This window comes from Streptomyces sp. NPDC051286 (assembly GCF_044455345.1).
Taxonomy (GTDB): domain Bacteria; phylum Actinomycetota; class Actinomycetes; order Streptomycetales; family Streptomycetaceae; genus Streptomyces.
The window spans coordinates 1-11,904 of the sequence record NZ_JBITER010000085.1 but is presented as its reverse complement, the minus strand read 5'-3'; the positions used below and the strand labels follow the sequence as shown (position 1 = coordinate 11,904).

Sequence of the window (11,904 nt, the reverse complement as noted above, 5' to 3'; positions counted from 1 at the left end):
CCGCCGCCAACTACGCCGCCCACCGCTACGGCTCCATCGACCACGTCAACTCGGCCTACTGACCGGACCTGCCGGCCATGCGGCCGAACCCGGCCGGAACATGCCCCGGGCCCGGCCTTGCGGACCCGCCCCCAGGTTGCTCCGTCAGCCCTGGGCGGTCAGCCCCCGAAGCGGGCCGACCGGGCGGACCACTGCACGGGCAGGGTGCGTGACCGGCCTGCTGGTGGCAGCGTTCCCGCAGCCACCGGCGGCGCCGCTTCCGGCAGGAGCTGCGCCGCAGGGCCGGTGCACCCCCCACCGGCCGGTGCTCAGTGCTGTTGCGATGGAGGCAGCCGATGGTGCCCGAGTGCCCCACGGGCGGCCCGGCGGCCGGGCTGTGCAGGTGTGTGCGGGCCGAACGTCGAGGCGTGCCGGATCAGCACCCCGCAGACGGGGCCGCCCAGATGCACTGACCCGCGCGGTTGTTGATGCGAGTGGTGGACAGCCGGCCCGCGAGCGCGGTGTGCCGGCGGTGGCGGTCGCAGGTGTCCCGGCGTGTTCGTGCCCGGCGCCCGCGCAGCCTTTCTGACCACCGCCGCGTTCACCGCCGTGACCGCACGCGCAGTGCCGCCCCGTCGCAAGGCGCTCACCGAGACCGCCTGACACACCAGAACACCAGCCGGCCCCGGCAACCGCGGAGGCCGGCTTCGCCGTTCCTCAGCCGCCCCGGCCGCAGCGGATGCCGGGCCGCACGGCGTCGGGCGGTTGACGGCCGGCGCACCTCACACGCCTACGTGCGCGGCCGCCACCCCTGCGACCGACACGGAGTTGCCCAACACCCCGGCCAGGACAGAACGCTCATTGAGGACCTGGGAGCCGTGAGCGGTGGCAGGGGTGGCAGGAGTCGAACCTGCGGCATCCGGTTTTGGAGACCGGCGCTCTGGCCATCTGAGCTACACCCCTTCGGTACGCGTCAGCTTGTCATGGGCGGCCAGCGCGGATCCACCGGATTTTCACGGCGGCCGGGCGCGAGCAGTCAGGGGCTCCCTTCGGTTTCACCCACCGCGTCGGGTGCGGGTGCGGGTGCGCGGGGGCCCGCACGCCGAACAGCTTGCAGCCGCACTGGCCGGCCGCCTTGCTCAGTTGCCGCTGTCCCTGGTCACCGGCTTCGCCGAACAACCGTCATGGACGCTCTGCCTCCTGGACCGCAAGGAATACGGACAGGACCTGTCCGGCGACGCTTTCCTCTGCACCCGCTGTGCAGTCGTCGCCGGCCGTTTCGTATGCGAAAGCGTCATTGAGGACCCTGCGGCCCTGTGTCCCGTACGCCACCAACCACGTCCGGGCCGAGAGCCTGCTCTTCGCACCGGACCGCGCATACGAACGCGTCACCGGCGAAGAGCGGGACCGCGACACCCGCTTCTTCGACGAGTCGTACTCGAACATCGTAGGCTGGGCCGGCCGGCACCACAGCTGCGTGTGACAACGAGCCGAACCCTGCTGACCGTCTTCACGGACATCTGTGCCCGACCCGAGAACGGACAGCACGTGTGCACCGGCCCGGGAGGCAGTGAGCGTCCGTCAGCGAGTCGAAAACGTCCACCGGTTTCGGCAGCGCCGGTACTCGGCGGCATCTGACAGGTCTTCGGGCAGACCCGAACGCGCGCTCGTATCCGCTGCGGTCAGCCGGTCAGACGGTGCGGCGGGAGCGGGCCAGAGCCCGCCGGCCGAGGACCACGCCGATCAGCCCGATCACCACGGCCACGAAGCCGCCGACCATTCCGTTGCCGGTGCCGGGACCACCGTCGGCGCTGACCACCACCAGCCCGCCGTTGACCACGGCGATCAGCCCCGCCGCCACGGCCACGACGGCCGCGGCCCGCCCGTTGCCGGTGCGGACACGGCCGGTGAAGCGGGCCAGAGCCAGCCGGCCGAGGACCACGCCGATCAGCGCCAGCACCGCGGCCGCGCTGGCCCAGACCCGCTCGGGGGTCATGGTGTGAGAACCGGCGGCGGCCTGCTGGACCAAGACGTGCGCGGACGCCGGTGCGGCAAGCACAGATCCGACTGACATGAGGTGCTCCTTGTCCTGTCACTACTGAACGTCGCCTGATCATGTCCGCCGCATCCGCTGCCTGTCGTCCCGCGGACGCAGACACACTGCGCTGCCCCCGATGGCGCACCCGGCTACCGCGGATGCCGCAGGCGCCGCGCAGGTACTACGGGCGCAGTAGCCGGCCGCTCGTGCGCGAGCGGGACTCGCCCGCTTCGGCGTCCGGTTAGGGTGCGGGCATGATCACAGGACGGTTCGGTGTCCCGGCCGGCGTCAGGGACGGGACGATCGCCGTCGGCGTGGCGGCGGCGCTGCTGGTCGCCGGGGTGTCCGGGGAACGCTCCGCCACGAACCCCGGCCCGCTCGGCTACGCGTTGCTGGCGGCCGGTGGCCTGGGGCTGGCCGCGCGCCGCCGGGCTCCGGTTCTTGTGCTGGCCGTCACCGCGCTGTGCGCGGTGGGTTACCAGGCAGCCGGTTTCAACGTGCCCGCCGTCGCGTACCTGTTCGCGGTGTACGCCGCCATGCGCGAGGGCCACCGCATCATCACGGTGGTGGCGAGCCTGTGCATGCTGGCCGCTCTGCCGCTTGCGGCTCTGGCGTCGGGCCTGCACAACGTGGGCGAGGCGTTCGCGCAGGCCCGCGGCGCCCTGGAGATAGCCTGGCTGATCGCGGCCGGCGCCGCGGGGGAGGCACTGCGGCAGGCCGAGCGGCGGGCGGACGAAGCCGAGCGCACCCGGGAGGAGACCGCGCGGCGTCGCGCTGATGAGGAGCGGCTGCACATCGCGCGGGAGTTGCACGATTCGCTCACCCACCAGATCTCGGTCATCAAGGTACAGGCCGAAGTCGCCGTCCACCTGGCCCGCAGGCGCGGCGAACAGGTGCCAAAGGCCCTGCTCGCGATCCAGGAGGCCGGACGTGAGGCCACCCGGGAACTGCGCGCGACCCTGGAGGCGCTGCGCGACGACGGCACGACCCCGCCGCACGGGCTCGGCCACCTCCCGGAACTGGTGGAACGGGCCCGTACCATCGGCCTGGACGCAACGCTGACGGTCGAAGGGCAGCAGTACGACGTGCCGGCCGCGGTGGGCCGGACCGCGTACCGGATCGTTCAGGAGTCGCTGACCAACGCCGCCCGGCATGCCGGTGCCGCTGCTGCGTCGGTCCGGATCGGTTACCGGCCCGACGCCCTGGTCGTGTGGGTCGATGACGACGGCAAGGCGACGCTGGACACCGCCCTGGCGCCCGGCGTCGGGCTGCTCGGAATGCGTGAACGCGTCATGGCCCTCGGCGGCCGGCTGCGCGCCCAACCGCGCGGCGGGGGCGGCTTCACCGTCCGGGCCGAACTCCCCGTGGACCGAACGTCATGATCCGTGTCCTGCTGGTCGACGACCAGCCGCTCCTTCGCAGCGGATTCCGTGCGCTTCTCGACGCCGAGGACGATATCGAGGTGGTGGCCGAGGCCGCCGACGGGATGGAGGGCCTGGCCCTGGCCAGGGAGCACCTGCCCGACGTCGCGCTCCTCGACATCCAGATGCCGGTCATGGACGGCATCGAGGCGACCCGGCGTATCGCCGCGGACCCAGCCCTGGCCGGGGTACACGTCGTCATCCTGACCAACTACGGCCTGGACGAATACGTCTTCGACGCGCTGCGCGCCGGCGCTGCCGGATTTCTCGTCAAGGACATCGTGCCGGAAGACTTCCTGCACGCCGTCCGCGTCGCCGCGCGCGGTGACGCCCTGCTCGCACCGTCGATCACCCGCAAGCTGATCAACCGGTACGTCACCCAGCCGCTCCCCGCCGGTTGCGGCACCGGGCTGGACGAGCTGACCAGCCGTGAACGCGAGGCAGTCGCCCTGGTCGCGAGGGGCCTGTCCAACGACCAGATCGCCGATCACATGGTGATCAGCCCGCTGACCGCGAAAACCCACGTCAACCGGGCCATGAACAAACTCGACGCCCGCGACCGCGCCCAACTGGTCGTCCTCGCCTACGAATCCGGTCTGGTAGCCCCGCGCAGCTCCTGACATCCACGGCCCGGCTGCAGGCCTGCCCCCGCCCCCCGCCAGTGCCCACGGGGGCGGCGCGGGCGGTGGCGGCCTGGCTGCCGGGCCCGGCCGGCGCTGCCCGGGCCCGCCGGCAGCACTGCCCTGCCCACCTGAGCCAACCACCATGGCCGTGTGCGGCGGCCGCCGGCCGCGCAGACCGGCGGGCGGGCTGCGCAACGGCGGCCCGCCCGGTCGACGTGCGAAGGGCTCCCGGGCGGGCTTCCACTCCCATGCTGCCCCCGATCCCTCCCGCTGCGGTGCGGCCGCGCGGCAGACGGGGCCGAATGGGGCCGGGGCTGCGGTGCGGCCGGGTGGTACCGAACACATGGCTCAGCGCACGGACCTTCGGTATCTCCCGTTCGGCGGTACCGGCAGTGGCATGCCGGCACCGCCCGATGACCGCCCGCTCCCCCACGCACCCGCGGTGGACTTGGGGACGGGGGAAACCGCTTGGCAAGATCCTGGCCGGGCCACCGTGATGAGCGGGGCCGGCGGGCCGGGGGCGGCGCAGACCCCCGCCATCCTGGCCGCGCCTGTGCACCAGCGCGCCTGCAGCAAAGCCGACACCTGTGCACAACCGGCCCGATGCCTATGGCGAGCCGTGAACAACCAGGAAACAGGCCACCAGCAGGACACCGCCCGGCCCGGATATCTGACTGCGGCAGGTGTGTTCGCGGTCGGGACGATGGGCACGACCCTGCCGACACCGCTGTACGGGCTCCACCGTGAGCAGATCGGTTTTTCCGAACTCATCGTCACCGTGATGTTCGCCGTCTACACCATCGGTGCGATCACCGCGCTGCTCTGGGCCGGTGACTTCTGCGATGTTCTCGGCCGTCGCCCGGCCCTGCCGTACGCGCTGGGACTGCCCGCGCTGAGCGCGGTGTGCTTCCTGCTCGAGGGCGATCTGCCGCAGCTGTTCACCGGTCGTGCCCTGTCGGGGTTCCGCGCCAAACTGCTCAGCGGTACCGGCACGGCCGCCGTGCTGGGGGGCACCCGCCGGGCGCGGTGAGCGCGCAAGATTCGCGGCGACCGCGGCCAACATAGGCGGTCCGGGACTCGGCCCTGTGGTCGCAGGGACCCTGGCCCAGCACACACCGTGGCCGCTGCAGCTGCCGTTCCTGACCCACCTGGCGCTCCTGACGGCCGCGGCGGCTGTCACCTCGCCGCCGCCCGAGACCGTGCCGCAGCACGGTCAGGCCCCCGCCACGAGGGCAGGGCATGGTCGTCCCGGCCGAGGTACGCAGTGTATTCGCGCCCTGTGCGCTCGCCGCCTTCGCCGGACTCTCCCTGCTGGGCCTGTTCACCACCAACGCGCCGGCCTTCCTCGCCCACACACCGGGCATGCACAACCTGGCCGTGTCCGCCACCATCGCCTTCTGCGTCTTCTGCGCCTCGGCCTGCGGGCAGTTACGGCCTGGTGCACGAGAGCGAGCGGGCTCCCGCCGTCATGCGACTCCGCCTCCGGCGTTGTCGCCAGTCGACGACTCCCCCATAGCCCTAAGGCATGGAAGGAGCCCCCTTCCCGTCGCCTCCCTCCTCCGCCTTTAAATTCGAAGCCGCATGACGCCGCTCGCTGACCCACTCTCTAACGTGCACCAGGCCGTAACTGATGGGCCGCGTCGCCGCGCGCAATGCCCTGCCCGTCGGCTGCCCGGTGCCGGTGGCCGGCCTGTTCACGGTGGAGGCATCCCTGCCGACGGCGTCGTTGCCGGTCCTGCTGATGGGCGCCGTGACCGGCGGCATCGGTCAGGGCCTGGCTTTTAGGGCGGCCCTGACCGCGGCGAGCACGCCGGCCCCGGCCCCCCACAAGGACGCCACCATCCCGGCGTTCTTCGTCGTCGCGCACGCGGGAATCCCGGTGCCCGTCATCGGAACCGGCGCGCTGGCGGTGACACCGAGGCTGCGCAATGCAAGCCTGGTGTTCGCAGGCTGCGTGACGCTGCCGGCCGCCACAACCGGCGGCTACCCGTAGCGGCACCCGCCCGCGCGGGCCTGAGCCCGCCCGCGGGCACCGGCCCCACGGCAGAAAACACCAGCACGCCCCTGCCACGCAGGTCCCGCCAGGCCCGCCGGACCCGGCGGGACCTGCGCACCCTGGCACCGGCACCCCCGCGATCCTCACAAACCGAGGAACCCCCCTCACGGGGCTCCCCTCCTGCACCTCACGACCGCACACACCACAGCCACACCAACCGCCCGGCCACCCGACCCCACCCACACGAAAGCCCCCCACGCACGGGCTCCGGCTCCTGCACCTCACGACCGCACACACCACAGCCACACCAACCGCCCGGCCATCCGACCCCACCCACACGAAAGCCCCCCACGCACGGGCTCCGGCTCCTGCACCTCACGGCCGCACACACCACAGCCACACCAACCGCCCGGCCATCCGGCGAACGACCCTTCGGTGAACCCGGCACACTCACCACAACAGTCGGCACAAGGTACGCCGGGGCACCGCACCGGCCGCGCCGGACATCCCCGGACCGGCCCCCCAAAACCGGCGGCGCAGGCTTCGCCCCACTGCCCAAACGCCACAGCAGCAGGACCACAGGATCCGGCCCCTGCCGGTCGCGCGATCCATGCACCCACCCCGCCCCCGGCACGGGGGTCTATGCACAGTCCTGGCCACCCGCGTGTCCTCGCGAACGGCCCCACACGAGGCAGCCCGGCAACCAGACACCCAGGACCCGATTCCCAGGACTACGGCCGGCCGAGTCCACCCAGCGCGACACGCGGGGAACTCGGTAAACACTTAGCATGACGTAGCAGGTGTTATAGCGCACCGGGGCATCGCGTAGCAGGTGTTATGACGCACCGGGCGTGGGCCGCGCACGTGATACGGCCGCCAGAGACCGGGCACCGCCACAAAATGCCCCCCGCATGCCGGAAACCCCGGCCCGATTCCGACGGGCCGGGGTTTCCACGGGATACAGGCAACCGTGCCACCACCCGCCACGACAGTTGCCGACGACCCGGGGTTTCCACGGGATACAGGCAACCGTGCCACCACCCGCCGCGACAGTCGCCGACGACCCGGAAACTGCCCACGACGCCGTTGCGGACGAACACGCCCCCGCGAACGAAATCGGGCGTGACACCAGTGATGGTGCTCCACGGGCCGACCGTCGCGATCGGGGAACCATTGTCGCAGGTCACCCCGCGAAAGACCTCGACGAACTTACGGCTGTCGTTACAGACGTTGAAGCTCCGCGAGCCCAGACCGCTGACCACGGTGATACAGCCACCCGTGTAAGCAGAGTACGACCGCTCGTTGAAATGGATCCGCCCCTCCCCCCGTAACCGTAACCTTCGTCGTCGTCACGGTCACGGTCACGGCCCTCGCCCCCCTCCCGCCACTGCCACCACCGGCAAAAGCCACCGCGGGAGCAGCCTGCTGAACAAACGGGGCACCCTGGGCGGGCCCGGCCGCCGAGGCGTAGATGATGCCAGTAGCAGCGAGAACCGCTGCGCCTACCGCGGCAGCGGCCGGTCGGTACTGACCTGGGGGTTCGCTTGACCGAAGCGCGGGAGTGGTCACCAAGTCAGCGCGCTACTTGTCACTCCGTCCACGACAGCACGCCTGATGTCACTTGAGGTCCGGCTGACAGTGAGGATTGAGCCACCCACCGTCGCGAGGAACAGCGCTCAGAGTCGCGGGCAACCCGCACGCCAAAGCCTTGCGGGCGGCAAGGTAGCCCGCGATTTTGAACGCCAGATCGTGAGAGCCGAACGTATCGGCGCGGGCACGCCGCAGCACCACCCGAGTGGCGATCACAACTCCGTGCTCGGGCAAGCTCAGCTGCTCCTCGATCCCCACGGCGGCAGCGGCGAAGAAGCGTGGCAGGTTTTCGGCAGGTTCGTACTCCACCGTCAGCTCTTGGGCTACCTCGAAGGCGAAGCCCTCGGCTGCGGGCTCGAAATCCACCTCTATCTCCGCGAAATGTGGCGCGCAGTTCTGCTTCTGATGCAGGACGCACACGCCACGGATCGGATACGGCGGGAACCGAGGCAGCGCTGACGTCATGCCGGAACGCTACCCCCTGCCCGGTCCCCCTCCCGCCCAATGCGCGAGCGCCGCTTCCGGGCCGCCGCCCCGCATCCGCGCCCGCACAGTCGGGCCTGCGCGTCGTCGCGGGTTCCGCACTTGACATGAAACAGTGTGAGTGATTGAGTACTCACATGAGGACGGAGCGACGCCACCTATCCACAGCCGAGGAACGCCGGGAGACGGTGCTGCGCACCACCATCGGAGCCTTCGCGGCCCGGGGGTGCTTCGGGACCACCACCACCGAGGTGGCCAAGGCCGCCGGCATCTCCCAGGCCTACGTCTACCGCCTCTTCCCGAACAAAGAAGCCTTGTTCACCGCGGCCGTCGAGCACTGCTTCACCCGGGTGCGCGCGGCCCTCGAGGGCGGTGCAGCGAACGCCGGGAGCAGCACCCCCGAGGCGGTACTCACCTCGATGGGCGATGCCTACGCCCGCCTGATCAGCGACAACGAACTCATGCTGGTCCAGCTGCACACCCAGGCGGCCGCCGTCTCCGAGCCCGCGGTCAAAGAGGCGGTCCGGGCGGGGTACGCCCGCTGCGTCGAGTATGTCCGCAGCGCCTCGGGTGGCAGCGAGGAGCAGGTGCAGGAATTCTTCGCCGTCGGCATGCTCTGCCATCTACTGGTCTCGATCGACGCCGAGGCGATCTCCGCACCCTGGACCCGCACCCTGACGGCGGGGATCATGCATTACTGACGTCACACCTTGACAGGCGGCCGCACGTCCCTGGACCCAGCGGCCGCCCAACTTTCGCCACGAAAGTGAGTGTCTAACCACACACACTTCTTGACTGTCGAATCCTTTCTACCGAGATTGAGGTCCATCATGGCCAGCAAGCCCTACCTGACCGGTCACTACTCCCCCGTCGCCGACGAGATCACCGCGACTGAACTGACCGTGGAAGGGACCCTGCCGCCCGAACTGACCGGTCGGCTGATCCGCAACAGCCACAATCCCAAGCCTGGCATCACGCCGGCCCACTGGTTCAAGGGCAGCGGCATGGTCCACGGCATCCGGCTGAACCAGGGCCGCGCCGAGTGGTACCGCAACCGGTGGGTCCACACCCCCGCCCTGGACGGCGCCCCCTATATGACCGAGCACGGGCCCGACCTGACGGCCAGCACGGCCGGTACGCACGTCATCGAACACGGTGGGCGGCTGCTTGCACTGTCGGAGGCAGCGCTGCCCTTCGAACTCACGGCCGACCTAGAGACGGTGGGCGCCTACGACTTCGGCGGCAAGCTCACCTCTGCCATGACCGCCCACCCCAAGGAGGACCCGGCCACCGGTGAACTGCACTTCTTCACCTCCTCCCCGTTCCCGCCGTTCCTGATCCACCACGTCGCCTCGCCCGACGGTCAGGTGCTGGACAGCCAGGAGGTCCCAGGCGCGAGCGCCGCACTGAAGCACGACTTCGCGATCACCGAACACCACGTGATCTTCCTGGAGGGATCAGTCACCTTCGACCCAGCCGAGCACTCCGGGATCCCGTACAGCTGGAGCGACGCGCAGGCCTCCCGGATCGGGGTCATGCCCCGCGGAACGGGCGGTGCGGCCGGGATCCGCTGGTTCGAGATCGGCCAGGGGTACGGAATGCACTTCGCCAACGCCTACGAGGACGCCTCCGGACGGATCGTCGTCGAGGGCCCCACGGTGGGCCGCGAGGGCTGGCAGCGCTCCTGGAACTGGTGGGTCGGCGCCCCGGATCGCGGAGCCGAGCCCAACTCCGGCTCCCGCAGCCACCGCTGGACCATCGATCTGGCCACAGGAACCGTCAAGGAGCAGCAGACCGACGACCTGACGGTGGAGTTCCCCACGATCAACGACAACTTCACCGGCAGCGAGCACCGCTACCAGTACGCGCTGTCATTCCCCGACGACCTCGGGATCGGCAACCACACCCTCGTGAAGTACGACCGCACCACCGGCGCCCGCCAACTGCTGCCCTTCGGCACCGGGCAACTGCCCAGCGAGGCCGTGTTCGTGCAGTCCGAGGGCACCACCGGTGAGGACGCCGGCTACCTCCTCGCCATCGTCAGTGATCTCAACGCCGACGCCTCGAGAATGCTCGTCCTGGACGCCTCCGACCTCACCGTGCCCCCGGTCGCCACGGTTCACCTCCCGCGCCGCGTGCCCGCGATGATCCACGGCTCCTGGATTCCCGACTCCGCGCGCTGACGCCAGACCGGCGTCCGCCCCTCCGCACTCTCCACCCGTGCCGACGCCTTCGACTCCGTCCCGATCTGTCCCGCCCCGCCCTGTCGCACCCCCACACATCAGCGTTGAAGGAGAACCCCCGTGAAGAACGTCGTAGGCCGCACCACCTACACAGCACCCCGGAGCACCAATGCCGCTCCCCCCGAACCGTCCACCGTCACGGAAGCCGTACTGCCCGGCGTCGTGGAGCCCGACGGCATCCAACTGCGCACCCGTCCCGCCGAGCCAGCCGGGCCCCACCAGGTGGTCCTGGCGCTGGAAGCCGCCGGGATCTCCTTCGCCGAACAGCAGATGCGGCGCGGCAAGTACTACGACCAGCCGCCGTTCCCCTTCGTGCCCGGCTACGACCTCGTCGGGCGAGCCGTGGACGTGGGCCAGGGAGTACCCAGCGGCCTGCTGGGACGCCGCTTCGCCGCCCTCACCAAGACCGGAGCCTGGGCCACCCATGTCACTGTGGACGCCGGTGACCTGACCGAAGTGCCCGAGTCAGTCGACTCCGCGGACGCCGAAACCTTCGTGGTCAACGGCATCACCGCCTGGCAGATGCTCCACCGCCTCGCGAAGGTCCACGCCGGGCAGACCGTCCTGGTGCACGGCGCGAACGGCGGCGTCGGCTCCACCCTCGTACAGCTCGCCCGCATCGCCGGCGCCCGCGTCGTCGGCACCGCATCGGCCACACACCACGACGCCGTGAAGGCACTGGGAGCCACCCCCGTCGACTACCGGTCCCCCGCCCTCCACGACGAGCTCCGGAAGCTGGCCCCGGAAGGCGGTTACGACGCGGTGTTCGACCATGTGGGCGGCGAGAGCATCGTGCACTCCTTCCGCCTGCTCGCCCGCACGGGCACGCTCGTGTCCTACGGCACGGCTTCGACCCGGGACGCCCAGGGCTCGTCCAAAGCCCCGGTCCTCAAGCTCTTCGCCCGTCTGATGCTCTGGAACGTGCTACCCAACGGCAGGAGCGCCCACTTCTACAACATCTGGGCCGGCCGGCATAGGCTCGCCACCTTCCGTACCAAGTTGCGCGCCGACCTGACCCAGGTGTTCGCACTGCTCGCCGACGGGAGTCTCACGCCTCAGGTCGCCGCACGCATCCCGCTCACCCGGGTCGGCGAAGCGGTGCAACTCGCCGAATCCGGCACGGTCGTGGGCAAGGTCGTCCTGATACCGACGGACCGCGCCTGAGCTCGCCTGTCGCCATCGGCCTCGGCTGGACCGGCATCGGCAAGCGGGCACCTGGGATCGGCGCGGCCGGCGCCAAAGCGGGGAGAGCGGCGCTGCGACGGCGCAAGGCGCGGAAGCGCACAGGCCCCGGCTCCGTGAAGCACGCGGGTTCCCACACCCCCCGGAGGGTGCGGGAACCCGCGGTGGTGTACCGCGACGGACGGCGCCGTACGCCGCTCCGAGCGGTACGGCGCCTATGAGCCATGCTCCGTGACGGAAGACCATTCACAAGCGCGTTGATGCCCCTATGGATGTCAAGCAACGACTCCCGCGGGGCTTGGGTGGTTGGCTGGGGTGCTCGTGGGGACGATGAGCCGGTAGATCTCTC

At 70.6% G+C, this 11,904-nt stretch carries 9 protein-coding genes, 1 tRNA gene and 1 pseudogene; 8 read left to right on the top strand and 3 right to left on the bottom strand.

The genetic code is table 11. The features are described from left to right. Positions 1 to 865 precede the first annotated feature (865 nt). Positions 866 to 942, bottom strand: a tRNA-Trp gene (locus tag ACIBB8_RS36110). Between the two features lie 334 nt (positions 943 to 1,276). On the opposite strand from ACIBB8_RS36110, the gene ACIBB8_RS36105 reads away from it, so the two are divergent. Then, complete coding sequence (locus tag ACIBB8_RS36105; protein WP_398959451.1) at positions 1,277 to 1,462, top strand: hypothetical protein; 186 nt, start codon at positions 1,277 to 1,279, stop codon at positions 1,460 to 1,462. A 207-nt stretch (positions 1,463 to 1,669) separates the two neighbouring features. Here the strand turns inward: ACIBB8_RS36105 and ACIBB8_RS36100 are convergent, their stop codons facing one another. Further along, positions 1,670 to 2,053: a DUF6223 family protein gene (locus ACIBB8_RS36100; RefSeq protein ID WP_398959449.1), complete on the bottom strand. Its 384-nt coding sequence runs from the start codon at positions 2,051 to 2,053 to the stop codon at positions 1,670 to 1,672. 218 nt (positions 2,054 to 2,271) lie between these two features. Between ACIBB8_RS36100 and ACIBB8_RS36095 the strand changes: the two genes are divergently transcribed. The 4 genes and pseudogenes from ACIBB8_RS36095 to ACIBB8_RS36080 form a co-directional block, all read left to right on the top strand. Next, positions 2,272 to 3,399 carry a sensor histidine kinase gene (locus ACIBB8_RS36095; protein WP_398959447.1) on the top strand — a complete coding sequence of 376 codons (1,128 nt, stop codon included), beginning with the start codon at positions 2,272 to 2,274 and terminating at the stop codon, positions 3,397 to 3,399. Continuing rightward, positions 3,396 to 4,058, top strand: coding sequence for a response regulator (locus ACIBB8_RS36090; protein ID WP_398959445.1), 663 nt, complete (start codon positions 3,396 to 3,398; stop codon positions 4,056 to 4,058). The genes ACIBB8_RS36095 and ACIBB8_RS36090 overlap by 4 nt, the downstream gene beginning before the upstream one ends. A 622-nt stretch (positions 4,059 to 4,680) precedes the next feature. Next, on the top strand, positions 4,681 to 5,091 hold the full coding sequence (locus ACIBB8_RS36085; RefSeq protein ID WP_398959443.1) for an MFS transporter: 411 nt from the start codon (positions 4,681 to 4,683) through the stop codon (positions 5,089 to 5,091). A 597-nt stretch (positions 5,092 to 5,688) separates the two neighbouring features. Continuing rightward, positions 5,689 to 5,937, top strand: a pseudogene (locus ACIBB8_RS36080) (MFS transporter); the annotation flags it as partial. A gap of 1,737 nt (positions 5,938 to 7,674) precedes the next feature. On the opposite strand, the gene ACIBB8_RS36075 reads toward ACIBB8_RS36080, so the two are convergent. Continuing rightward, entirely contained in the window at positions 7,675 to 8,112 is a 438-nt protein-coding gene (locus tag ACIBB8_RS36075; protein ID WP_398959441.1) for a hypothetical protein, read from the bottom strand. Positions 8,113 to 8,267: 155 nt separating this feature from the next. Between ACIBB8_RS36075 and ACIBB8_RS36070 the strand changes: the two genes are divergently transcribed. The 3 genes from ACIBB8_RS36070 to ACIBB8_RS36060 all read left to right on the top strand — a co-directional run bounded on the left by ACIBB8_RS36070 (position 8,268) and on the right by ACIBB8_RS36060 (position 11,537). Further along, entirely contained in the window at positions 8,268 to 8,831 is a 564-nt protein-coding gene (locus ACIBB8_RS36070) for a TetR/AcrR family transcriptional regulator (protein ID WP_398959439.1), read from the top strand. A 129-nt stretch (positions 8,832 to 8,960) separates the two neighbouring features. Further along, positions 8,961 to 10,313: a carotenoid oxygenase family protein gene (locus ACIBB8_RS36065; protein WP_398959437.1), complete on the top strand. Its 1,353-nt coding sequence runs from the start codon at positions 8,961 to 8,963 to the stop codon at positions 10,311 to 10,313. 210 nt (positions 10,314 to 10,523) lie between these two features. Continuing rightward, the gene (locus tag ACIBB8_RS36060) at positions 10,524 to 11,537 is read left to right on the top strand and encodes a medium chain dehydrogenase/reductase family protein (protein ID WP_398959453.1); all 1,014 of its coding nucleotides are present in this window, start codon (positions 10,524 to 10,526) and stop codon (positions 11,535 to 11,537) included. The last annotated feature ends 367 nt before the right edge of the window (positions 11,538 to 11,904 follow it).